At 73.7% G+C, this 22943-nt stretch carries 19 protein-coding genes; 11 read left to right on the top strand and 8 right to left on the bottom strand.

Annotated elements, in window-relative coordinates:
• The first annotated feature begins 66 nt into the window (after positions 1-66).
• Both ACW62_RS03315 and ACW62_RS03320 read left to right on the top strand, forming a co-directional pair.
• A complete protein-coding gene (locus ACW62_RS03315) occupies positions 67-1743 on the top strand; it encodes a polysaccharide deacetylase family protein (protein ID WP_053202671.1) in 1677 nt (558 codons plus the stop codon).
• Positions 1740-2972: a DegT/DnrJ/EryC1/StrS family aminotransferase gene (locus ACW62_RS03320; RefSeq protein ID WP_053202672.1), complete on the top strand. Its 1233-nt coding sequence runs from the start codon at positions 1740-1742 to the stop codon at positions 2970-2972. The genes ACW62_RS03315 and ACW62_RS03320 overlap by 4 nt, the downstream gene beginning before the upstream one ends.
• 6 nt (positions 2973-2978) lie before the next feature.
• On the opposite strand, the gene ACW62_RS03325 is transcribed toward ACW62_RS03320, so the two are convergent.
• The 4 genes from ACW62_RS03325 to ACW62_RS03340 all read right to left on the bottom strand — a co-directional run bounded on the left by ACW62_RS03325 (position 2979) and on the right by ACW62_RS03340 (position 9046).
• Positions 2979-4304: a hypothetical protein gene (locus tag ACW62_RS03325; RefSeq protein ID WP_157574348.1), complete on the bottom strand. Its 1326-nt coding sequence runs from the start codon at positions 4302-4304 to the stop codon at positions 2979-2981.
• 22 nt (positions 4305-4326) lie between these two features.
• A complete protein-coding gene (locus ACW62_RS03330) occupies positions 4327-6651 on the bottom strand; it encodes an Ig-like domain repeat protein (RefSeq protein WP_157574350.1) in 2325 nt (774 codons plus the stop codon).
• 311 nt (positions 6652-6962) lie between these two features.
• Positions 6963-7853: an amidohydrolase family protein gene (locus tag ACW62_RS03335; RefSeq protein ID WP_053202675.1), complete on the bottom strand. Its 891-nt coding sequence runs from the start codon at positions 7851-7853 to the stop codon at positions 6963-6965.
• The gene (locus ACW62_RS03340; protein ID WP_053202676.1) at positions 7853-9046 is read right to left on the bottom strand and encodes a helix-turn-helix transcriptional regulator; all 1194 of its coding nucleotides are present in this window, start codon (positions 9044-9046) and stop codon (positions 7853-7855) included. The genes ACW62_RS03335 and ACW62_RS03340 overlap by 1 nt, the downstream gene beginning before the upstream one ends.
• A 119-nt stretch (positions 9047-9165) precedes the next feature.
• On the opposite strand from ACW62_RS03340, the gene ACW62_RS03345 reads away from it, so the two are divergent.
• The 7 genes from ACW62_RS03345 to ACW62_RS03375 all read left to right on the top strand — a co-directional run bounded on the left by ACW62_RS03345 (position 9166) and on the right by ACW62_RS03375 (position 15452).
• Positions 9166-10083 carry a dihydrodipicolinate synthase family protein gene (locus ACW62_RS03345; protein WP_053202677.1) on the top strand — a complete coding sequence of 306 codons (918 nt, stop codon included), beginning with the start codon at positions 9166-9168 and terminating at the stop codon, positions 10081-10083.
• Positions 10080-10814: an amidohydrolase family protein gene (locus ACW62_RS03350; RefSeq protein WP_053202678.1), complete on the top strand. Its 735-nt coding sequence runs from the start codon at positions 10080-10082 to the stop codon at positions 10812-10814. The genes ACW62_RS03345 and ACW62_RS03350 overlap by 4 nt, the downstream gene beginning before the upstream one ends.
• Positions 10811-11563, top strand: a complete 753-nt coding sequence (locus tag ACW62_RS03355) for an amidohydrolase family protein (RefSeq protein ID WP_053202679.1) — start codon at positions 10811-10813, stop codon at positions 11561-11563. The genes ACW62_RS03350 and ACW62_RS03355 overlap by 4 nt, the downstream gene beginning before the upstream one ends.
• Positions 11560-12573 carry a Gfo/Idh/MocA family protein gene (locus ACW62_RS03360; protein WP_157574352.1) on the top strand — a complete coding sequence of 338 codons (1014 nt, stop codon included), beginning with the start codon at positions 11560-11562 and terminating at the stop codon, positions 12571-12573. Before ACW62_RS03355 ends, ACW62_RS03360 begins: the two co-directional genes overlap by 4 nt.
• The gene (locus ACW62_RS03365; protein WP_053202681.1) at positions 12567-13244 is read left to right on the top strand and encodes a GntR family transcriptional regulator; all 678 of its coding nucleotides are present in this window, start codon (positions 12567-12569) and stop codon (positions 13242-13244) included. Before ACW62_RS03360 ends, ACW62_RS03365 begins: the two co-directional genes overlap by 7 nt.
• Positions 13241-13996: a creatininase family protein gene (locus ACW62_RS03370; protein ID WP_053202682.1), complete on the top strand. Its 756-nt coding sequence runs from the start codon at positions 13241-13243 to the stop codon at positions 13994-13996. Before ACW62_RS03365 ends, ACW62_RS03370 begins: the two co-directional genes overlap by 4 nt.
• Positions 13997-14063: 67 nt before the next feature.
• Positions 14064-15452 (top strand): transglutaminase domain-containing protein, encoded by a 1389-nt coding sequence (locus ACW62_RS03375; RefSeq protein ID WP_169791983.1) that lies wholly within the window; start codon positions 14064-14066, stop codon positions 15450-15452.
• Between the two features lie 69 nt (positions 15453-15521).
• On the opposite strand, the gene ACW62_RS03380 is transcribed toward ACW62_RS03375, so the two are convergent.
• Entirely contained in the window at positions 15522-17123 is a 1602-nt protein-coding gene (locus tag ACW62_RS03380; RefSeq protein WP_053202684.1) for a helix-turn-helix domain-containing protein, read from the bottom strand.
• Positions 17124-17399: 276 nt separating this feature from the next.
• Here ACW62_RS03380 and ACW62_RS03385 point away from each other — a divergent pair, with 276 nt between their 5' ends.
• Both ACW62_RS03385 and ACW62_RS03390 read left to right on the top strand, forming a co-directional pair.
• Positions 17400-18116 (top strand): ANTAR domain-containing protein, encoded by a 717-nt coding sequence (locus ACW62_RS03385; protein ID WP_053202685.1) that lies wholly within the window; start codon positions 17400-17402, stop codon positions 18114-18116.
• A gap of 12 nt (positions 18117-18128) precedes the next feature.
• Positions 18129-18878 (top strand): metallophosphoesterase, encoded by a 750-nt coding sequence (locus ACW62_RS03390; RefSeq protein ID WP_053202686.1) that lies wholly within the window; start codon positions 18129-18131, stop codon positions 18876-18878.
• Here the strand turns inward: ACW62_RS03390 and ACW62_RS03395 are convergent, their stop codons facing one another.
• The 3 genes from ACW62_RS03395 to ACW62_RS03405 are packed head-to-tail and all read right to left on the bottom strand — an operon-like array spanning position 18879 to position 22917.
• The gene (locus ACW62_RS03395) at positions 18879-19790 is read right to left on the bottom strand and encodes a PPK2 family polyphosphate kinase (RefSeq protein WP_053202687.1); all 912 of its coding nucleotides are present in this window, start codon (positions 19788-19790) and stop codon (positions 18879-18881) included. It abuts the gene before it with no gap.
• A 5-nt stretch (positions 19791-19795) separates the two neighbouring features.
• Positions 19796-22510 (bottom strand): cation-translocating P-type ATPase, encoded by a 2715-nt coding sequence (locus ACW62_RS03400; protein ID WP_053202688.1) that lies wholly within the window; start codon positions 22508-22510, stop codon positions 19796-19798.
• Complete coding sequence (locus ACW62_RS03405) at positions 22507-22917, bottom strand: DUF7144 family membrane protein (protein ID WP_053202689.1); 411 nt, start codon at positions 22915-22917, stop codon at positions 22507-22509. Before ACW62_RS03405 ends, ACW62_RS03400 begins: the two co-directional genes overlap by 4 nt.
• Between the last annotated feature and the right edge of the window lie 26 nt (positions 22918-22943).

A 22943-nucleotide genomic window follows, 5' to 3' on the forward strand; every position in this document is an offset into this window, starting at 1 on the left:
TTTGCGCACTACAGAGGGCAAGAATCCGCCCTGTGCCGGACGGCGGCGGTGCCTATCGTGGCCGCAATGATCCGGATCTTCACCGACCAGAAGGCGGCCGAGGCGACCCGGCGGGCCGGCCGCGACGTCTGGTCGGCGCCCGCCGCCGCGGAGGCGCTGGCCGTCCTCGGCGTCCCCGCCACTGTCCACGACCTCGCCGACGGCCCGCTGCCGGCCGAGACCGCGCCCGTCCTCGTCGTCGACCATCCCGGCGACGAGACCGCGGCCGTCCTGCTGGCCTGGACGGCGGACGGCGGCGGCCTGGTAGTCTGCGGCCACGACCCGGGCTGGACCGGCATCGCGGCGACGCCCGCGCCGGACGAGGCGGTCGTCACGCTCGGCGCCGACCGGCTGCGCGCGTTCGGCGGCTGGGCCCTCGACGAGACCGGCGAGGTCGTCGCCCACTGGGCCGACGGCCGTCCGGCCATCGTGACGTCGCCGCACGGGCGCGGCAGCATCGCCGTCGTCGGGCCGGACCTGTGGCACACGCTGGTGCGGATCACGCAGGGCCACCCGGTGCACGCCGACGGCGTCCCGCCCGCGGACGGCTCGGCGCCGGTCGACGACGGCTGGCTGAAGACCGACGACGGCATCGCGCTCTCGTGGGCGGAGGACCGTGCCGTCCCCGACGCGGACGCCCCCTACGAGCACGTCCACCCGCCCGCGCGCAGCCTGCCGTACTTCGCCACCGCGCAGGCCGACCGGTGGCGCGAGGCGCTGCTCGGCCTGCTGCTCGACGCCGCCGGCGACGCCGCGATCCCGCTGGTCGCACCCTGGCCGGACGGCGCGCCCGCCGCGGCGCACGTCAGCCACGACTCCGACGCCAACGACGACCCGTCCGCCCGCGCCGCGCTGGACGCGTTCGCCGCCGCGGACATCCCCGTGACCTGGTGCTTCCTGTACCCGGGCGGCTACTCGCCGGCGGTGTACGACGAGGTGGTGGCGGCCGGGCACGAGCCGGGGCTGCACTACAACGCGATGCTCGACACCCCGGACTGCACGTGGGGCTTCGACCGGCTGCGCGACCAGCTGGCGTGGGCGACGTACCAGGTGCGCGGCGCCGCGATCGTCACGAACAAGAACCACTTCACCCGCTGGGAGGGGTGGGACGAGTTCTACCTGTGGTGCGAGCGGCTGGGCCTGCGGGTCGACCAGAGCCACGGCCCGAGCGTCCAGGGCGCGATCGGTTTCCCGTTCGGCAGCTGCCACCCGCATCACCCGATCCTGGGCGCCGCGCACGGCAACCGCCCCGCCGACGTGCTCGACCTGCCGCTACAGACCCAGGATCTCTGGCTCACCTGCACGGACGAGGTCCGCGACGGCTTCGTGGACGAGGCGCTGCGCCGGCACGGCGTGGTGCACCTGCTCTTCCACGGCCAGCACCTGCAGCACCACGCCGAGGTCCGCTCGGCCCTCGCCGAGACGGTGGCCCGGCTGCGCGCCGCCGGGGCCGCGTTCCACACCAGCGTCGCGCTGGCCGACTGGACGGAGCGACGGCGGGCGCTGCGGGTGCACACGACCACGCACGACGGCGGCGTCACCGTGACGGTGGAGGGCGGGCCCGGCGTCGACGGCGTCGCGCTGCTGCTCCCGCCGTACCTCGTCCCGGCCGGCGGCGAGCCGCACGAGCGGGTGCAGCGCTACGGCCGCGCGTTCACCCAGGTGGTCCTGCACGGCCGCACCCTCCGGCTGGTCGCGGCATGAGCCGGCTCGCCGTCGACGGCGGGACGCCGGTGCGCACGCGCCCGCTGCCCACCGTCCTCGACCCGGCCGGCCGGACGTTCGGCGCCGAGGAGCGCGCCGCCGTGCTCGAGGTGCTGGACGGCGCCGTCCTCAACGCGTCCTGCGGCGGGCCGTGGCTGCCCGACCTGGAGGCGACGATGGTCCGGCTGCACGGCGGCGGGCACGCCGTCGCCAGCTCGTCCGGGACGGCGGCGCTGCACCTGGCGGTCGCGGGGATCGACCCGGAACCGGGCGACGAGATCGTCACCACTCCCCTGACCGACTTCGGCACCATCGCCGCGATCCTCGCCCAGAACGCCGTCCCCGTCTTCGCCGACGTCGACCCACTGACCGGCAACCTGGACCCGTCGTCCGTCGAGGCGTGCCTGTCGCCGCGGACCCGCGCCATCCTCGTCGTGCACCTGTTCGGGGCGGCCGCTCCGGTCGCCGCGCTGCGCGCCCTGGCCGACCGCGCCGGCGTCGCGCTGATCGAGGACTGCGCGCAGGCCTACCTCGCCCGGCCCGCCCCCGACGCGCCGCCGGTCGGCACGTACGGCGCCGTCGGCTGCTTCAGCCTGCAGCAGTACAAGCACGTCACCGCCGGCGACGGCGGGCTGTGTCTCACCGGCGACGCCGCGCTGGCCGAGCGGATGCGGCTGTTCGCCGACAAGGCGTGGCCGCGCGACCAGGGCCGGTTCCACCAGTTCCTCGCGCTGAACTACCGGATGACCAACCTCACCGCCGCCGTCGCCGCCGTCCAGCTGCGCCGGCTGCCCGAGGTGGTGCGGCGCCGGCGACGGCTGGCGGCCCGGCTGCTGGCCGCCGTCGGCGACCTCCCCGGCGTGGTGCTGCCGCCGGACCCCGACCTGCACGCCTGGTGGGTGCTGCCGCTGGTGGTCGACGGCGGCAACCGGCGCTGGGCGTCGGCGCTGACGGCGGAGGGGGTGCCGGCGCACGCGGGCTGGCTGCAGTCGCCGGTCTACCTGTACCCGGCGCTGGCCGAGCGGCGTACGTATGGGACGTCCGGGTTCCCGCTGACCAGCCCGCCGGCCCGGCGCGACTGGACGTATCGGCGAGGACTGTGCCCGGTCACCGAGCGCCTGATCGACGACACCCTCGTCGTGCTGCAGTGGAACGAGAACTACACCGACGCCGACGTCGACGACATCGCCGCCGCCCTCACGAAGGTGGCGGCGGCGATGTCGTCCTGACCGGTTCTACGTCGGCGTGTAGACCAGGTAGTCCAGCCGGCTGAAGTCGGACGAGCCGGTCGGCCGGGTCGACAGCAGCATCCGGATGCCGGTCCCGGCGTCAGGCACCCAGGAGCCGGTCTCCTTGCGCTCCAGGTTCGGCGAGTACACCTGCGCCGCCCCGCTGACCGGGAACGTCTCCGTCGTCCAGCTCGTGCCGGTCGTGGAACGCAGCACGTTCAGTGAGCTGGAGCCGGCCGCCGGAGTGCCGAGCACGAACCGCTCACCGCTCGCGGCGACCGCCAGCTGGGCGTGGTTCTCGTACGTGCCGAGGTCCGTGGGGCTGCCGGGCAGCGTCACCGAGCCGGCGTTGCCCTGCCAGTAGTAGAGGTGCGAGACCCCGGAGATCATCTTGTAGAACAGCACGTGTGGCCGGTTCGACGAGTCGACGACGAGGTCGGCGGCGTCGGTCCAGTTGTTCACCCCGTCCGGCGATGGGCTGGACGAGACCATGTAGCGCTGCCCGGAGGGGAACGACGCGCCGCCGTCGGTCGACCGCCACAGTTGCACGCCGTGGATGGTCGCGCTGCTGCCGGTGTTGAGCACGGTCTGGTTGAACAGCAGCCACACCTCGCCGCTGGTCGTGCCTGGCCGGACCCGTGGATACAGGTACGCCTCGTTCACCCCGGGGTTGGCCACCAGCGACGTCGTCTCGGTGTTCGTCCAGGTGTCGAACTTGCTGACGTTCAGGCTCCAGTCGGCCTTGCTGTAGGCGTGGTAGATGTAGCGGCGGTCGTTGTCGATGGCCATGCCGCCGTAGTAGCGCTCCGCGCCGGCCGAGCGCACGGACTGGTCGCTCCACGAGCCGAAGTCGAACGAGCCGTCGCCCAGCCGCGACGAGAACTGCAGCCGCACCAGGTAGACGCGTTCCATGGACGCGCCACTGGCGGAGGCGACGCCCGGGTAGCACTGGCCGCCGGTGTAGCAGGGGACGGTCACCCAGAGCCGGTTGCCGGAGTCCAGCAGCAGCGACGGCGGCTGGTAGACCCACTGGTTGAGCGTGACGGCGAGGGTCCAGTTGACGCCGTCGGGCGACTTCCAGATCCGCGAGATCCACGGGTACGACGTGCCGGAGCCGTCCAGCGTCACCGCGTAGCGCCAGCCGTTCGAGTCCTGGACGATCTTGGGCAGCTGCGGGCTGTGCATCGGGGTGACGTTGGTGGCGCCGATGGTGGACGAGATCGTCGAGACGGTGGTGGACGACGCGGCGGCGGGCGCGATCGGCCCGGCGACCGCGGTCGCGACGAGGGTCGCGACGGCGAGCGCCGCGGCCAGTGGACGGGGCAATCTCATGACGGGCTCCTCACTTCGGGGGTTACCGGCCGGGTCCGACGATGACCCGGATCGGCGTGGAGGTGCTCGGTGCATGTGCCAGGTCGCCGCCGTACGTCGCGACCAGCTGGTAGAGACCCGGCCCGCCCACGTCGGACGCCTTGACGGTGACGGTGGCGGCGCCGTCGCGCAGCTCCCCCGTCGCGACGGCCGCGCCCGGCGACCCGTCGGGCCGGACCCGGTGCAGCGTGACCGCGCCGGTCGGCTCGCCGGGCGGGCTACCGACCTCGACGCTCACCACGGCCGGCCCGCCGGCCGACGCCGGGCGCAGCCCCGTCGACGCGGTGGTGGAGGTCGGCGCGGGCGCGATGTCGGGCAGCGTCCGCAGCAGCGCGCCGCCGCTCCCCCAGTACGCGCGGTCCGATCCGTCGAACGCGAGCGTCCGGTAGTACCCGCTGCCCGGCGTCGCCACGGTCTCGACGGTGTCGGTGCCGGCCGGGATCCGGACGATCGCGCCGCCGGTGTGCCCGTACAGGTCGCCGCCGGGACCGTCGATCAGGCCCAGCAGCGTGCCGCCCGGGAACGCGCCCAGCACCGTCACGACGCCGGTGGCCGGGTTCATCCGGAACCAGGTCCCGTCCGCCGACCCGTACAGCGTGCCGTCGGCGGCGGTCTCCAGCGTGAGGATCCGGGTCGCGCCCGGCACCGGCACGACGGACGCGAGCACCGTCCCGTCGTCCGGGTCGACGGTGAGCAGCTGGGCGTCGCCGCCGGCGTCGGTGTCGTCGCCGTAGCGCGTCGTACCCCCGTAGATCACCCCGTCGCCGGCCGCGACGGAGAAGAAGTGCTGGTCGCCGGCCAGGCCGCGGAACGACTCGACGGCGTACGTCACCGGGTCGATCGCGGTCAGCGCGCCGCGCAGCGCGCCGTACGCCCCCGACGACGCGACCCAGACCCGGCCGTCCGGCCCGACCTCCATGTCCCACGGCCGGTACTGGTTGTCACCGACCGGGCCGAGGTCGCGCGGGTTCGACGTCGGCGAACTGCCCGGGTTCCAGGGCTGCGCCGGGTCGAAGACGGTGACGACGTTGTTGATGTACGAGCCGATGAAGATCTTGCCACCGGTCGTCGTCATGGACAGGATCTCGCCGGTGCGGCCGGGTGCGACGTTGCCGTAGACGGTGGTGTCACCGGTGTCGGCGTCGTAACCGAACAGCGCGTTGGTCTCGTAGGTGCCGCCGTAGACGTCGCCGTCCGGGCCCTGGACCAGCGCGGTGATGTTCGTCGGGTCGCCCGGCAGCGACAGCTGGTGGGTCCAGACCTCGCCGGTCGCCGGGTTCCACCGGCCGAGCAGCCCGTTGCTGCCGACGCTGGCGAACCACTGCTGCCCGCCGATCGTCACCGGCTGCATCTGCGCCGCCGACACGAACGTCGGCGCCGTGCCGGTGCTGGTCGTGGCGAGCGTGTCACCGTCGACGGCGACGATGCCGCCGGGGCCGGTCGCGTAGAAGTCGTTCGGGTCGGCGCCGCCCTGCGCGGCGAAGCCCATCCCGGTGATGCCCAGCACCTCGGCGTCGAACGTCATCGTCGCCGCGTCGAACCGGATGATCTTCGAGTCCGGCGTCACCAGCTGCACGTACACCCAGTCGCCGATGCGCAGCGAGTTGTAGGCGAACGAGTAGTGCTGGTACGCCGCCGGCAGCACCTCGGTCGTCGCGCCGGTGGCGATATCGACGACCAGGACGCTCGCGTCGGTGCCCTGCGCGACCACGAGCCGGTTCGCGTCGAGCACCGTCAGGCCCTTGGGGTAGGTGCGGGCGGAGACGACGAGGCGCACGGCGCCGGTGACCGGGTCGTACTCGTAGACGCCGGCGCCGGAGTGCACGCCGCAGTAGACCTTGCCGGTGTACGGCGACACCGTGATGCCGAAGCACATGATGCCGGTCGGCATCGTCGCCACCAGCGACACGGTGTCGGCGACCGGGTCGTACTCCCAGAGCTGCGACGCGCTGGACGAGTTCAGCGGGCCGAGGTAGATGCGCCCGTCCGGCGCGGCGGCGACGTGGTAGCCGCCCCACGCGCCGGGCATGGGCAGCTCGGTGCGGACGGCGCCGGTCTCCGGGTCGACGCCGAAGAACGTCACGCCGTCGCTGGGCGCATTGTACGTGCTGCCGTAGAGGGTCGGGTCGCCGTTGGCGTCGTCGGCGAGGACGGTGTCGAGGACGAGGTAGGTGGAGATGGGGATGCCGAGGTTCTCGACGACACCGGGCGCGACGGGATCCGCGGGAGCCGCCGCGGCCGGTGCCAGCAGCACCGTCGCGGCGACCGCGGCCAGCGCGGCGAGACGTCGTGGGAATCGTGCACGCAAGGAAGGCATGGTGCTCCTGACGGCCGGGGGGACGATTCGGGTGAAGCCAGGACGCTTGCCGTGAACCTAGGTGCGCGGCGTACGCGGCGACAGCCGGATAGTTGCCCCGAGGGCCGGAGACTTGCCCCGTTGCCTCGGCCCCTCGCGTGCTGGTCTGCCGTCACGTCCTGGTTCTGGGTAGCGTTTCCGGGGCCGAAAGGGCCGAACAACGCCACTGGGAACCAGGACGCGACGCAGGACCAGGACGCCGGGCCCGCCGCGCACCTCGAAAACGCGTCGGCCCGCCTCCGGACGAACGCCGCCCGGCCGGGTCAACCGGCGTGGAAGAAACGCTTCCAGTTCTCGTGCACGATCTGGTCCTGCACGTCCACCGGCAGCGTCGGCAGCGGCGTCCCGGCGACGACGTCGTTCACCCGGCGCAACCCCTCCAGGGTCTGCTGCACCGTGGCGCTCGGGAAGTCCGACGCGAACAGCAGCTTGCCCGTCACGCCGTACTCGAACGCCGTCGTCATCGCGTGCCAGAACCGGTACGGCCGGTAGTGCAGTGCGGAGATGTCGGCGTAGACGTTGGGCGCCTTGCGCATCAGCGCGACGACGTCCTCCTCCCACGGGTGGCCGAGGTGCGCGATGATCACCCGCAGCGACGGGAACCGCATGACCAGCCGTTCCAGCAGCAGCGGCTGGGCGAACTCCAGCCGCGCCGTCGTCGGGAAGGTGGTGCCCTGGTGGACGATGACGGGCAGGTCGTGCCGCGCGCAGTACTCGAACACGCCCCACAGTGACGTGTCGCGCGGGTCCCAGTGCTGGTACGTCGGGCCGACCTTGAGGCCGCGCAGGCCGAGGTCCTCGACACAGCGGACCAGCTCGTCGACGGCGCCGGGCTCGCCCGGGTTCACCGACGCCCACCCCTCGAGCCGGTCCGGGTGCTCCCGGACGTACGACGCGATGACGTCGTTGGGCACGTCGAACCCGGTCGGCTTGGCGGCCATCCCGAACACGACGACGCGGTCCGCCTGCTGCGCCGCCGCCCAATGCTCTGACGGCGTGGAGTCGTAGCAGTGCAGGTCGAGGTGGGCGGCGTTGGTGAGACCGCCGCTGCGCTCGAGCTTGACCAGCTTCGCGGCCAGCGCCTCGCCGGCGGTGCGGTCGCTGATGTGGTCCGGGTACCACATCACGTGCGTGTGGACGTCGACGACGGCCATCAGCCGACCGCCCGCAGCACCGGCGTCGTGACCTGGCGGCGGTACTCGCTCGGTGTCACGTGGAAGGTCCGCTTGAACAGCTCGCGGAACCGCTTCGGCGCCTGGTAGCCGACCTGCTCGGCGACCAGCTCGACCGGCAGGTCGGTCTCGGCCAGCAGCCGCCGCCCGTGCCGCATCCGCACCGCCGTCAGGTATTTGAGGAACGTGGTGCCGAGTTCGCGCTGGAACAGGTGGCTGATGTAGTACGGGCTGACGAACACCGCCTCGCTGACGGTGACCAGCCGCAGGTCGTCGGCGTAGTGGTCCTGGATGTGCCGCTCGACGACGGCGAGGACGTGCCGGGCCGGCGACGGCGCGGCGTGCGAGGCGACGATCCGCGGCAGCAGTTGCTCCAGCCACAGCACCAGGTAGGAACGGTCGTGGATGTCGTACATCTCGGCCACCTCGTTGAGCGGCAGCCGCGAACAGGCCGCGATCCAGTCCGTCGAGCCGTCCGACAACCGGCGTTGCCCCGCCACCTCCAGCGCGTACAGCACCTCGGCGGCCAGCCACTCGCGCAGCACGTCCGGCGTCACACCGTCGACGGCGCTGACCCGCTCGATCCAGGACCGCAGCGTCGCCACCGCGCCGGTCGCGTCGCCGCGGCGGATGCAGCGGGCCAGCCGTTCCTCCACCCGGTCCGGCACCGGCACCGGCCCGGCTCCGGCCGCCCGCGCGACCCGCACGTCGGCGAGGTCGTACACCGCGTCGCCGCCGCTGACCAGCTTGTGGTCCAGCGCGGCCACCGCCTCCGCCGTCGCCGCCTCGACCCGCGCCGGCCCGGTGCTGGTCCGGCTGATGCCCACCGTCACGGCCACCCCGCAGGCGGCCTGGACGCGGTCGCGCACGAGCGCGGCGAACCGCCGCCCGGTGGCGCGCAGCTCGGTCGGGTCGGCGCCGTGGAAGGTCACCATCCAGGCGTCCGGCGGGACGGCGACGACGGCGCCGTGCCGCTCCGGCGCGTAGCCGGCGGCGCAGCGTTCGACGGCGGCCGCGGCGGCCTCCAGCATGCCCGCCGCCCACTCGTCGCCGCGGGACAGCCGGTTCACCTCGAAGTCGTCGATGTCGGCCAGGACCACGAGCACGTGGCCCTCGTCACCGGCCTGGTCCGGCACGGTGATCGCCTGGCCGAGGACGGTCGAGTGGTGTCGCATGGCTCCTCCAGTGATCGGCTCGCCCGCTGCCGGCACCCCTTGACCGACGCGGAACGGGCTGTTCAGTAGCCGCTGATGTCTGATATACCAGAGCCGTCCCCTTCGTGGAAAGGCCAACCGTGGATCTGCAGAACTTGCGCGCCTCGCTGCGCGGCGTCCTCGCCTTCGCCCCGACGTCGATGCACGACGACGGCGCCCTCGACCTCGACAGCCAGCGCAGTCACGTGGCCTTCCTCGCCGGCAGCGGCGTCGGGGCGGTCGTGGTCGGCGGTGGCGTCGGCGAGTTCTACGCGCTGGACGAGCCGGAATACGCGGCGCTGGTCCGCGAGAGCGTCGACGCCGTCGGCGGCCGGGTGCCGGTGCTGGCCGGCGTCGGGCACTCGACCGCGATCGCCTCCCGGCTGGCCCGCATCGCGGCGGACGCCGGGGCCGACGGGCTCATGGTCAACCCGCTGTACTTCGTCACGCCGGACCGCGACGGCATGGTCCGCCACTACCGCGAGATCGGCGCCGCGTCCGGCCTGGGCATGATCGTGTTCAGCACGACCGGCGCGGTCTACGACGACGCCGACCTCGAGCGGCTGGCCGAGGTCGAGGCCGCGGTCGCGGTGAAGGACGAGGCCGGCGACCAGGAGTTGTTCGCCCGCTGCGTCCAGCGGCTCGGCGACCGGTACGTCTGGATCAACGGCATGGCCGAACTGCCCGCCGTCGACTACGCCCGCCTGGGCGCGGTCGCGATGACCTCCGGCCTGGTCAACCTCGACCCGGACGTCGCGCTGGCCGTGTGGGCGGCCGCGCTGGACGGCGACGCCGAGCGGCACGCGACGCTGCTGCGCGAGCGGATCGCCCCGATCGCGGAGCTGCGCGCGGCCCGCCCGGGGTACCACATCACCGTCATCAAGGAGGCCATGCACCTGCTCGGACGGGGCGGGCCGGCGGTGCGGCTGCCGCTGCTGCCGCTGCGCCCGGAGGACCGCGCCGCGCTGGCCGAGCACCTGGACCGCTGTGGCTACCGCCGCCCGGAGCCCGTCGCGTGACAACGGACGCCCACGTCGCCGCCGGCGAGCACCCCAGCCTGCCGACGCTCGGCGTCGACGACCTGCTGCGGGCGCTGGACGGCGGCGGCGTCGACCGGGCCGTGCTCGGCCCGGTCGGGCGCTGGCTCGCCGTCGACAACGAGGACGGCAACCGCACGCTGGCGAGCTGGTGCGACGCGCACCCGGACCGGCTGGCGCACTGGGCCACCGTCAACCCCTGGTACGGCGACCGCGCGGTGGCGGAGCTGCGCAGAGCGTTCGCCGCGGGCGCGCGCGGGCTGAAGCTGGCGCCGTCCGTGCAGGGATTCGGGCTGCTGTCGCCGCTGCTGGAGCCGGTGCTCGACGTCGCCGAGGAGCACGGCCGGCCGGTCTACGTCGTCACCGGCGTGCCGGTGGCGAGCGAGCCGCTGCAGCTGGCCGAGCTGGCGCTGCGCCGTCCCGGCGTCACGTTCGTCATGGGCCGGTCCGGGCGCACCGACTTCTCCCTCGACCTCATGCCCGCGCTGAGCACCGGCCCGAACCTGGTGGCCGAGACGGCGTACAACGGGGCGTCGCTGATCGCCGGTATGGTCGCCGCGCTGGGCGCCGATCGGGTGCTGTTCAGCAGCGACGTGCCGTTCAACGACCTCGCGCCGGAGCTGGAGCGGGTCGACCGCGCCGGACTGGCCGGCCCGGACCGCGCCGCGGTGCTCGGCGGCACCGCCGCGACGCTGCTGGGGGTGGCCGCGTGAGCTTCGTCGACCTGCACACCCACCTGCCGTCCGCGTCCGCGCCGGAGTGGGCGTCGTGGCGGCAGTCCGGCGTGCTGGCCGAGATGGACCGGTTCGGCATCGCCCGGGCCGCCGTCATGACGCTGGACGGGCTCGGCTACGACGCGGTGAGCGGCAACGACGTCGTCGCCCAGGTGTGCGCGGGGTCGGACGGGCGGCTGCTCCCGTTCGGCAGCGTCGACCCGCGCCGGCCGGACGCCGCCGACGAACTGCGCCGCTGCGCCGACCGCGGCTTCCACGCGATCAAGCTGCACCCGTGGATGCAGGGATTCTCGCCGCTGGAGACGTACATGGACCCGGTGGCGGAGGCGGCGATCGAGCGCGGGCTGCCGTTGGTCCTGCACGACGGCACCCCGCCGTACGCGTCGCCGTTGCAGATCGCCCGGCTGGCGGCCCGGTTCCCGGAGCTGACGGTGGTGCTGGCGCACGGCGGCCTGTTCGACCTGTGGGAGGACGCCGTCGCCGCGGCCCTGCGGTACCCGAACGTGCACATCACGATGTGCGGGACGGCGCCGCGGGCGGTGTTCCGGGAGATCAGCCGGCGGGTGCCGGCGGCGAAGCTGACGCTGGGCACCGACGGCGGCTTCGGCGACCCGGACCTGCGCCGGCACCGACTGTCCGTGCATCGTGCCATCCTGGCGGAACTGCCGGACGACGACGCCGCCGCGCTGGCACACCGCAACGCCGAACGACTCCTGGGGCTGACGTGAGCGTAGAAACCCTGCCGATGGTGCAGGTGGGCTGCGGCGACATCGCGACGACGGGGCACCTGCCGGCGCTGGACCGCTCCCCCGCCGTCACGCTGGTGGGCGTCGTCGACGTCGTCCCCGAGCATCGCGACGCCGCCGCCGCGGCCTACGGCGTCCCCGCCTGGACGGACCTCGGCCCGGCCGTCGCGGCGGGCGCACGGGCCGCCGTCGTCGCCGTCCCGCCGCACGTCGCGCCGGAGCTGACGCTGGCCGCCGTCGACGCCGGGCTGGACGTGCTGTGCGAGAAGCCGATGGCCGTCGACCTCGCGTCGGCGCAGCGGGTGCACGACGCCGGGCGAGCGGCCGGGCGGATCGTCCAGATCGGCTTCAAGAACCGGTTCTCGCCGCTGGTCCGGGCCGCGCGGCGGTGGCTGGACGACGGCCTGATCGGGTCGCCGGTCGTGTACACGCTGGCCGGCTTCGACGAGCGCTACGACGCCGCCGACACCGTCCACACCGGGCGCATCCAGGAGTTCCTCGCCCACGGGCCGTCCTACCTGCACGAGGGCGCGCACCTGGCCGACTACGTCGCGTACCTGACCGGCGCGTCGCCGGTGCGGGTGCGCGCCGCCGGGCTGCGGTCGCGGCCGTCGTTCCGGGGCGAGAACTTCGCGTCCACGCTGGTCGACTATGACAACGGCGACGTCGCCCGCATGGAGGTGGGCTGGTTCTTCCCCACCTCGCCGAAGGGCGACTTCCGCATCCTCGGGCCGCGCGGCGTCGCGCTGATCGACCGGCCCGAGCAGGTGGCCACGCTGACCACCCGCGAGGACGGCACGCTGCGCACCGAGGAGGTGCGGTTCGAGCGGCCGTGGAACGACGAGTGCTTCGACCGGCAGCTGGCCCATTTCGTCGAGTGCGTGCGCACCCGGGCCGAGCCGGAGACGTCGACGGCGGCCGGGCTCGCGTCGCTGCGCATCGGGGCGGCCGTGACGGAGTCGCTGCGAGAGGGGACGGTGGTGGCATGGTGACCGAGGACCGGCCCGTGATCCGCGAGGTTCCGCTGATCCGCGACCAGGTGTACCAGGTGCTGCTGACCAAGCTGATCAACGGCGAGCTGACACCCGGCGACAAGATCACCGAGCGGGTCACGGCGCAGGAGCTGGGCATCAGCACGACGCCGGTGAAGGAGGCGCTGCGCCGGCTCGAGAACGAGGGGTTCGTGCGCACCATGCCACGCCGCGGCATCGTCGTCGGCGAGAACGCGCTGACCTCGTTCGAGCAGGTCATCACGGTGCGCGGGTGGCTGGAAGGGCTGGCCGCCCGGCTGTGCGCGGTGCGGGTGGCCGACGGCGACCTGACCGGCGTCGCCGCGCTGGCCGAGCCGCTGGAGCTGATGAAGGACCCGATCCTGCGCCCGGTCCCGGAGATCATCGAGATCAACGCCGCGTTCCACGACGCGATCCGGGACCTGTCCGGCAACCGCGTCATCGTCCAGTTCCTCGGCACCCTGCTCGGGGTCGACGCCGCCGTGCGCGAGCGCGCGCTGCAGGACCCGGACGAGCTGCAGCGCGGCAACGCCGAGCACATCGACGTCGGCGACGCGATCCTCGACGGCGACCCGGACCGCGCCGAGGCGCTGATGCGCAGCCACGTGCTGCGCTCCGGCGACCACACGCTGCACGCCAGGATCGGGTCGTGACGGCGCTGCTGGCCGAGCTGACCCGGACCGCGGTCGCACGGCGGGCGCCGGACGCCGTCGCCGTCGTGCCGGTCGGGGCGTGCGAGCAGCACGGGCCGCACCTGCCGCTGAGCACCGACCTCATGGTGGCCGAGCACCTGGCCCGCGACGCGGCGGATCGGCTGGCGGGGTCGGTGGACGTCGTCGTGGCGCCGGGCGTCGCCGTCGGGTACTCGCCGCACCACGTGCCGATCGGCGCGACGCTGACCGCGGGGGTGGGCACGCTGCTGGCCCAGCTGCGCGACACCTGCGCCGGGCTGGCGGCGGCCGGGTTCGGCCGGATCTTCCTGCTCAACGGGCACGGCGGCAACGCCGAGCTGATCGTCGTCGCCGCCAGGGAGGCCGGGCAGGCGCTGCGGGTGCCGGTCGGCGCCGGGTCGTACTGGGTGATGGCGTGGGACGATCTGGTCGCGGCCGGCGCGCAGGACCACGGCCGGCTGCCCGGCCACGCCGGCGCGTTCGAGACGTCGCTGGTGCTGGCGCTGCGCCCGGACCTCGTCGACGACCCGCCGCACCGGCCGGGCGCCCCGTTCGCGCGCAACCCGGCCGGCTACTGGGGCCGCTACCACGTGGAACGGCCCGACGCGATGGCCCAGGGCGACGGCTGCTCCGACGACCCGTCGGCCGGCACCGCCGACGACGGCCGCCGCTACCTCGACGCCGCCGCGGGCGCCGTCGCCGCGGCGCTGCGTGAGTTCGCAGGACAAGTCTGAGCCTGTCGCGGCCGTACCCCGTTCCGTAGCCTCGATCTCGACCGGACACCGCTCGATGGAGGATGCCGTGCAGGAGCACCCCGACTACCGCACGCTGGAGGAACGGCTCGCCGAGTGGCGCACCGAGATCCTCACCCGCATGGACCGCGCGGACGAGCTGTCCGTGCTGCCGTCCTACCCGCGGGTGAACCTGGCCCGCGAGGCCGGCACCACGGTGCGCGTCGACAGCTACCTCGGCTCCGCCAATCCCGCCGACGCCGGCGCCGTCTACTACGACGTCACCGCGCCCGCGCCGGCCGGCGCCGTCCCGTTCGCGTCGGAGGACCCGGACCACCCGGTGCTGGCCGAGCTGCGCCGCCGCTTCCCGCTGGCCGACGTCGCCGGCGACGGCACCGACGTCGAGAAGGCGGTGCGGCTGCGCGACTGGATCAAGTCGCTGTTCCCGCACCACATCCCGTACCGGATGCCGGAATGGAACGCGCTGCTCATCCTCGACCGCGGCTCCCGCGGCGTCGAGCACTTCATCTGCGTCCACTACTCGGTGGCGCTGGTGCAGAGCTGCCTCGCGCTGGGCATCCCGGCCCGGATGATCAACCTGCACCGCGGCATCTCCGACAGCTACCGCATCGGCGACGAGGCGGTCGCCGACCCGCCGGTCGACGAGCACGTCGTCGCCGAGATCTGGTCGTCCGAGCAGGGCGGCTGGGTGATGATGGACACCGACTTCGACGTCCACTACGAGCGCGACGGCCAGGCGCTGTCGGCGTGGGACATCCACCGGGCGTTCGCCGACGACGAGCTGGCCAAGATCGAGCCCCGGCGCGGCCCGCACTCGCTGTCGTTCAACGCCTACGGCGAGCGGCTGCCCGACGAGGACGAGTTCTTCGCCGCGAAGCTGCCGGCCTACTACGCGCACATCACCGTGCTGATGCGCAACGACTTCCTCAGCGACACCGACGGCCCGGTCACCATGGCGCACCCCGTCGACGGCACCGCGACGCCGATCCTGTGGCACCGCGGCTCGGACAACCGGCTGCAGCCGCACCTCATGGGCCCGGTCGTCGTCGCGCAGCCGTACACCGAGGTCACACCGGTGCTCACGGACGGCAACCGGCGCACCGGCTGGGCGTCGGCCGATGCCGCCGGCCCGCACGCCGTCGAGGTCGCGCTGGCCGGGCCGCGGCTGCTCGGGCGCGCCGTCCTGCACTGGCCGGAGTACCGGCTGAGCTACCACAGCAGCGCGGTCTACCGGCTGGAGACCCGCGACGGCGACGACGGCGCCTGGGAGCCCTGGATCGACGTCACCGACGGCGCCGAGGCGCCCCACTCGGTGCACGACGCCCCCACCCGCCGCGCGACCCACGTCCGGGTGGTGCAGCCGGCCGGCGGCGGCTCGGCGGACTTCCCGGACCGGCTCTGGCTCACCCAGCTGGAGCTCTACGCGCCGCCGGCCTGACCCTCATGATCATCAACCGGTGGCGACATCATGGCGTCGCCACCGGTTGATGATCATGAAAGGGATGGGCTAGCCGTCGTCGTCGCCGCCGAGGACGGACCAGCCGCGGACGGCGACGTGCAGGTTGAGGCGGATGTCGGGGTCGCCGAGGTCGAGGCCGGTGAGGTCGCGGATGCGCTGCAGCCGGTAGCGCAGCGTGCTGCGGTGGATGATCAGCGCGGCCGCGGTCTCGTCGTAGCTGCCGCCGTGGTCCAGGTACGTGCGCAGCGTCCGGGTCAGCTCGCTGTGGCTCTCGGCGTCGTAGCGCAGCAGCGCGCCCAGCCACTCGTCGACGTAGCGTTCGAGGTCGCCGCTGCCGGCGCCGGTCCCGAGGATGCGGTACAGGCCCAGTTCGTCGTCGACGGTGACGCCGTCGCGCTGGCGGCCACCGGCCCGCACGGCGTAGGCCCGCTGCGCGTCGCGCCACGACTGCGCGAGCCCGGCCGGCCCGTCCGCCGGGCGCCCCACCCCGACGGCCACCTCGGCGGCGCCGAGGCGCTGCGAGATCGACGCGTGCAGCCGCTCCCACGTCGCCGCGGCGGCCACGCGCGGCGGGTCCGGCGTCAGCAGCACGACGTGGTCGGCGCGGCGTCCGAGCAGGGCCGGCAGCCCGAGCCCGGCGACGGCCCGCTCGACGGCCGCCGTCAGCGCGTCGCCGGCCGGCGCCGCCGGGGAGCCGATGACGACGGCGCGGTGCGGCGGGCCGAGGTCGTAGCCCACGGCCTCGGCCCGGGCCAGCACGCCGGTCTCGTCGACGCCGTCGAGCAGGTCCTCGACGAGGTCGCGCCGCTGCTTCCCCTCCACTTCGGCCACCGCCTGGACGTGCGCCAGCTCGCCGGACAGCACCAGCGCGGCGTGCGTCAGCGCGAACCGGTCGCGCTCGCCCGCCATCCGGCCCGGGTCGACCAGCGCGATCGTGCCGAGCACCTCCTGCCGCGGCTGCGCGGCCGCGACCAGGCGGTCGCCGTCGCGGACCGGCAGCGGGCCGCGCAGGTCCGGCGCGCCGGCCTGCGCCGCGGGCGCCTCGGGCGGCTCGGCCAGGCCGGACCACGCGCGGGCCTGCCCGGACGCATCCTCGATGACCACCGGCAGGCCGGTGATCGCGTGCAGCGCCTCGGCGATGGCGCGGATGCGGTCCTCGGTGGCGTCGACGGCGGCACGGGCCAGCGTCTCCTGAACGGCGACCTGCTGGCGCAGCTGCGCCTCGGCCCGGTGGAGGTCGCCGGTGGTCCGGCGCAGCCGGCGGCGCAGCGCGTCCTGGCCGAGCGCGACGGCGGTGTAGCGGGCCAGGCTGGCGAGCAGGAACCGGTCGTCGGTGCTGGGCGGCCGGTCACCGCCGACCACGAGGTGGCCCTGCGGGCCGTTCGCGGCGTGCATGGCGTACGCCCACGCCCAGCCGTGCCCCTTGGCGCCGACCCGGCCGCCGGCGGCGCGCAGGCCGCTGATCCCGGCGGCGGACGCGTCGCCCGCCTTGCGTGGGACGGCCACCACCTCGCACGCGGTCCAGGAGCGGACGGCGCCGCGGGCCAGCTCGACGATCTGCGCCGCCGGCCGCCCGTCGGCCATCAGCAACGACAGGGCCAGCAGCTCACGCAGCCGCGCTGGGCCGCGCCGGGCCGCCGAGGTTCCCACGACAGGCGGCTGCGGCGCCCCACCCCGAGCGCTGCCGCTGTGCGACATCGTCCCAGTCTGCCCCGTCACGGGTCACATGTCAGGCCATTCGGCCGGGACACGCCCGGCAGACTGGTCCGTCCACCCCTCTCGACCTGCCAGGACGGTCCGCGCGGGCCCCTCTCGTCCCGTCAGGCCGAAGCCGTTTCCGCTGGTCGGTGACATCGTCGACAGCAGGACCAGCCGATTTTCAGGTACGAGGCGACGGGGGCGGAGCCGATGACCACGGACCAAGCGATGACCACGGGGCCCAAGACGGCCTGTGCCCTGCTGACCAGCAGCGGCACGTTGCACGACTTCCTGACCGGCCTGGCCGGCAGCATCGCGCACGAACTGGGCGGCGGGGTGTCCTGCTCGGTGACGGTGCGGCGCGGGCCGCGACTGCCGGTGACGTCGGGCAGCAGCGACGCCGTCGCCGCGGCCCTGGAGGAGACGCAGTACATCACCCAGGAGGGGCCGACACTGCAGGCGGTCCAGACCGGCGAACCGGTGACCGTGGAGTACCTGCCGGTCGACGTGCGCTGGCCGGAGCTGACGCTGCGCGGCGCCGCCGACGGCGTGGCGACGGTGTTCGCGGCGCCGGTCGATGGCGACCTCGCGCCGCTCGGCGCCGTCACCGTCTACGCGCGGCGGGCGGAGGCGCTGGACGCCGCGGCCCGGGCCCGGACGGCGGAGCTGGCCGGTCGGCACGCCGACGCGTTGCACATCGCGCTGCGGATGTTCGAGTACGCGGCCCACGCCGAACACCTGCGCGTCGCGCTGACCTCGCGCTACGTCATCGACCAGGCGCTCGGGGTGCTGATGAGCAAGCACAGCTGCAACGCCCGTACGGCGTTCGAGGTGCTGCGCCGCCGCTCGCAGCGCGACAACGTCAAGCTGCGCAAGATCGCCGCCGAGATCATCGTGTCCACGACGGGCGAGGCGCCGCTCCCGCCGGGGGCCCTCCCGCCGTAGGATCGGCGGGCGATGATCCTTGCCCACGCCAGTGACCCCCACGTCGGCAGCGTGCACGACGCCGCGCTCGCCGCGGTGTTCGCGGCGCTGCCCGCCGCGCTCGGCTCCGTCCTGCCCGCGCCCGACCTGCTGCTGCTCACCGGCGACCTCACCGACCACGGCACCGCCGTCGAGTACCGGCGGCTGGGCGCGCTGCTCGAGCCACTCGGGGTGCGCTGCCTGGTGGTCGCCGGCAACCACGACGATCCCGCGGTGCTGCGCGCCGAGCTGCCGCAGCTGCTGGGCGTCCCCGCCGACGCCGCCGGGTCACCGGCCGCCTGGACCGAGACCGCCGGCGGCGTCCTGCTGATCGGCCTGGACAGCTCGTCCGGCACGCTCGGCGAGGCGCAGCTGGCCTGGCTGGACGGCGTGCTGGCGGCGTCCACCGGGCCGGCGCTGGTCGTGCTGCACCACCCGCCGTTCCGCACCGGGCTGGCCCAGCTCGACACCGAGTGGCCGCTCACCGACGCGGCCGCCCTGCGCGCCGTCGTGGCCCGGCACCCGTCCGTCGCCGCCGTCCTGTGCGGGCACGACCACCGGCACATCGCGACGCGGCTCGACGGCGCCGTGCCGATGGTGTCGGCGCCGGCGCTGTCATGGCGGCCGCACCTGGACCTGCGCCCGGACGTCCCGCTGACCCCGTCCGCCGAGCCCGCCGCCCTCCTCGTCCACGTCGTCGACGAGCTCGGGTTGCGCACCCACCACCTCGCCCTGAGCGGCTGATCAGCCGACCATCTCGGCCTCGAGGAGCCGGCGAGCGCGGAGGTTGGCCTCGTGGTCTGCGGCGGAGACGACCGGCCACTGCAGGTCGAGCCCCTGGATGGCCTCCAGGATGACGGCCGCGACCAGGGCCTGGGTGACGCTCTTCTGGTCGGCCGGCACCACGTACCAGGGCGCCCACGCCGTCGACGTCGCGGACAGCGCCGCCTCGTAGGCGGCCTGGTAGTCGTCCCACAGCGCCCGTTCGGCGACGTCGGCGGCGTTGAACTTCCACTGCTTGTCCGGGTTGTCGAGGCGGGCCATGAACCGCCGGTGCTGCTCGTCCTTGGAGACCTGCAGGAAGAACTTGACGATCTTGGTGCCGTTGCGGTCCAGGTGCCGCTCGAAGGCGTTGATGTCCTCGTGGCGCGCGGCCCAGAAGGCCGGCCCGCGGCCGCCCGCCGGCAGCTTCTGCGCGTCCAGCCACTCCGGGTGCACCCGCAGCGCGATGACCTCCTCGTAGTGCGACCGGTTGAAGATCCCGATCCGGCCGCGCTCGGGCGCCGCCTTCGCGATGCGCCACAGGTAGGTGTGGTCCAGCTCCTCGGCCGACGGCTTGCGGAACCCGACGACGTCCACGCCCTGCGGGTTGACGCCGGACATGACGTGCTCGATCGCCGAGTCCTTGCCGGCGGCGTCCATCGCCTGGAAGACCACCAGCAGCGCGTACCGGTCGCTGGCCCAGAGCAGCTCCTGCGCGTCGGACAGCGCGGACACGCCCTCCCTCAGCAACTCGCGCGCGGTCGTGTCGAGCTCCGGCGCCGTCAGCGCGCCCAGCTCGCCGCCGGCCGACCAGCAGGTGTCGCGTCCGGCCAGGTGCGCCGGCGTGCCCGGCCGCACGCGTAACCCGTCGACGATCCGGCTGCGTCTGTCCATCGTCCTCACCTCTTCGCGACGAGCTTCTCGATCTCCGCCAGCACCAGGTAGGCCAGCGCGGCCAGCAGGCAGATGCCCCACTGCGTCGAGGTCAGCTCCACGGTGTCGAAGATCCGCTGCAGGGCCCCGATCGCGGTGACGACGAACGTCAGGGCGCCGGCGACGAGCATCAGCCGGACGAATCGCCCGTTGGCGAGCGTGTCGCGGGTGAAGATCGTCCGCAGCGGGTTGCGCCACTCCAGCGCCGCCACGATGTGCAGCAGCGACGTCGCGACCAGGCCCATGGTCGTCGCGACCGCCAGGTCGTACTGGTTCTCCCCCACCGCGACGACCACGAGGACGCCGATCGCGATCAGCAGGCCGTCCAGCGCCAGCCGGACGCCCAGCGCCGGGCGGATCACCGGCTCGTCCGGCGACCGCGGCCGGCGCTGCATCAGGCCCGGCGTCGGCTGGTCGAACCCGAGCCCGATCGCCAGCAGCACGTCGATGGCGAAGTTGATCCACAGGATCTGCAGCGGCAGCAGCGGAGTGCCGTTCGCGATGGTGAAGATCCCGGCGCCGAGGAAGGTCAGGATGAACCCGGCCAGCATGATCATCTGGACGCGCACGTACTTCATCAGGTTGTCGTAGAGCCCGCGCCCGCCCTCGACGGCGGTGACGATCGTCGCGAAGTTGTCGTCGGTGAGGATCATCTCCGCGGCGTCCTTGGTGACCTCCGTCCCGGTGATGCCCATCGCGACGCCGATGTCGGCCCGGGTGAGCGCGGGCGCGTCGTTGACGCCGTCGCCGGTCATCGCGACGACGTTCCCCTGGTCCTTCAGCACGCCGACCAGCCGCACCTTGTCCTCCGGCGCGACCCGCGCGACGACGCCGATGCCGTCGACCTCGCGATGCAGCTCGTCGTCGGTGAGCGCGGCGAACTCGGTCCCGGTGAGCGCCCGGCCCTCGATGCCCAGCTGGCCGGCGATGGCCGACGCGGTGGTGGCGTGGTCGCCGGTGATCATCCGGACCCGGATGCCGGCCCGCCGGCACTCGGCGATCGCGTCCCTGGCCTCCTTGCGCGGCGGGTCGACGATGCCGATGAGCGCGAGGAACTCCAGGTCGGCCACGACGCCGAGCAGGTCCGACGTCGCGTCGAAGTCGATCCGCTCCAGGTCGCGCCGCGCCACGGCCAGCACCCGCATGCCCTCGCCGGCCAGCCGGTCGTTCTCGGCCAGCACCTTGGCCGTCCCGCCCGCGCCCTCGCCCAGCGGCTGCGACGTCCCGTCGGCGGCCAGGTACCGCGACGACCGCGCCAGCAGCACGTCCGGCGCGCCCTTCACCAGGCACCGGACCACCCGGCGGCCGTTCTCGTGCAGTTCGTGGAAGGTCGCCATCAGCTTGTACTCGGTGTCGAACGGCACCTCGGCCAGCCGCGGGATCGTGCGCCGGGTCTCGTCGACGTCCAGCCCGCCCTTCTCGGCCAGCACGACCAGCGCGCCCTCCGTCGGGTCGCCGATGCACGCGCCGTCGCGGATCACCGCGTCGTTGGCCAGCGCCATCGGCAGCAGGAACGGCTCCAGCGACCCGTCGCCGGACCCGGCGACGCGCATGATCCGGCCCTGCGTGGAGTACCCCTCGCCGTCGACGTCGAACCGCCGGCCGGCCACGACCAGCGCCCGCGCCGTCATCTGGTTCAGCGTCAGCGTGCCGGTCTTGTCCGAGCAGATCGCCGACGTCGACCCGAGCGTCTCGACCGACCGCAACCGCTTCACGATGGCGCCCTTGTCCGCCAGTTGCTGCGTGCCCATCGACAGCAGCATCGTGACGACGGCGGGCAGCCCGGTCGGGATCGCGGCGATGGCCAGGCTGATGCCGACCAGGAACAGCGAGTCGAAGTCCTCGCCGCGGGCCAGCCCGAGCAGGATGATCGCGACCAGCGCGCCGGCCGCCATGATCGTGATGAGGACGGTCAGCTGGTCCAGTTGCTTGGTGAGCGGCGTCTTCTCCTGCTCGACGCCGCTGAGCATGCCGGAGATGTGCCCGACCTCGGTCGCCATGCCGGTGGCGGTGACGACCATCTCGCCGCGGCCGCGGGTGACCTGGGAGTTCATGTACGCCATGTCGATGCGGTCGCCCAGCGGGACGTCGTCGCCGGCGACGGGTGCGACGACCTTCGCGACGGGCAAGCTCTCCCCCGTCAGCCCGGCCTCCTCGATCTCCAGCGTCGCCGTCAGCAGGATCCGCCCGTCGGCGGGCACCTTGTCGCCGGCCTCGAAGCTGACGACGTCACCCGGCACCAGCTCCTCCGCCGGCACCTCCACGACCTGCCCGTCGCGGCGCACGTGCGCCGTCATGATCAGCATCTTGCTCAGCGCGGCGACGCTCTCCGCGGCCTTGCCCTCCTGGTGCAGCCCCATCACCGCGTTGATCACGGTGAGCGCCAGCACCACCAGCCCGGTCGAGACGTCCTGCAGGGCGGCGATGCTGACGACCGCGGCGCCGACCAGCACCAGCTGCATGAGGTCGCGGTACTGACGGAGGAACGCCTTCCAGCCGGGCTCCTTCGCCACCTGCGCCAGCCGGTTCGGGCCGTACCTCGCCCGCCGTTCGGTGACGTCCGCCGTCGTCAGCCCGGCGCCGGAGTCCACGCCCAGCCGGCGGCAGGCGTCCATCGCGGAGAGCCGGTACCACTCGGTGCGGTCCTCGGCCGGGGTCGTGGCGGTGACGGTGGCGCTCATGGCGCGAAGATGCCGGAGCGGACGATCGCCCACATCGAGAACACGCACAGCGCGATGACGATCATCGACCAGACCGGATAGTGCGGCAGGAAGAGGAAGTTCGAGATCGCCGACAGCCCGGCCAGCGCCATCGCCGCACCGGCCGCGACCCGGCTGCCGCCGTACAGCGCGAACCCCGCGATCATCAGCAGGAGCGCGAGCACCAGGTGGATCCAGGCCCACGCCCCGACGCTGATGTCGTACGCGTACGCGGGCACGTCGGCGTAGAAGTTCTCGTCGATGAGCGCGGTCAGCCCTTCCAGCGACTGGAACACGCCGAGCAGGATCATCATCGTCGCGGCGAACATCACTCCGGTCTCGGCCCACGAGTCCGTGCGCGACCTCTGCGGCTCGAATGTGCTGGTCATGACGCCTCCCCCCAGGTTCGTCGGGC

This window comes from Jiangella muralis (assembly GCF_001270745.1).
GTDB classification, from domain to species: domain Bacteria; phylum Actinomycetota; class Actinomycetes; order Jiangellales; family Jiangellaceae; genus Jiangella; species Jiangella muralis.

What these genes read in the sequence shown, in the direction of transcription:
- ACW62_RS03315 (WP_053202671.1), top strand. Translation starts at nt 67, where the DNA reads ATGATCCGGATCTTCACCGACCAGAAGGCGGCCGAGGCGACCCGGCGG.
- ACW62_RS03320 (WP_053202672.1), top strand. Translation starts at nt 1,740, where the DNA reads ATGAGCCGGCTCGCCGTCGACGGCGGGACGCCGGTGCGCACGCGCCCG.
- ACW62_RS03325 (WP_157574348.1), bottom strand. Translation starts at nt 4,304, where the DNA reads ATGAGATTGCCCCGTCCACTGGCCGCGGCGCTCGCCGTCGCGACCCTC.
- ACW62_RS03335 (WP_053202675.1), bottom strand. Translation starts at nt 7,853, where the DNA reads ATGGCCGTCGTCGACGTCCACACGCACGTGATGTGGTACCCGGACCAC.
- ACW62_RS03340 (WP_053202676.1), bottom strand. Translation starts at nt 9,046, where the DNA reads ATGCGACACCACTCGACCGTCCTCGGCCAGGCGATCACCGTGCCGGAC.
- ACW62_RS03365 (WP_053202681.1), top strand. Translation starts at nt 12,567, where the DNA reads ATGGTGACCGAGGACCGGCCCGTGATCCGCGAGGTTCCGCTGATCCGC.
- ACW62_RS03385 (WP_053202685.1), top strand. Translation starts at nt 17,400, where the DNA reads ATGACCACGGGGCCCAAGACGGCCTGTGCCCTGCTGACCAGCAGCGGC.
- ACW62_RS03390 (WP_053202686.1), top strand. Translation starts at nt 18,129, where the DNA reads ATGATCCTTGCCCACGCCAGTGACCCCCACGTCGGCAGCGTGCACGAC.
- ACW62_RS03395 (WP_053202687.1), bottom strand. Translation starts at nt 19,790, where the DNA reads ATGGACAGACGCAGCCGGATCGTCGACGGGTTACGCGTGCGGCCGGGC.
- ACW62_RS03400 (WP_053202688.1), bottom strand. Translation starts at nt 22,510, where the DNA reads ATGAGCGCCACCGTCACCGCCACGACCCCGGCCGAGGACCGCACCGAG.
- ACW62_RS03405 (WP_053202689.1), bottom strand. Translation starts at nt 22,917, where the DNA reads ATGACCAGCACATTCGAGCCGCAGAGGTCGCGCACGGACTCGTGGGCC.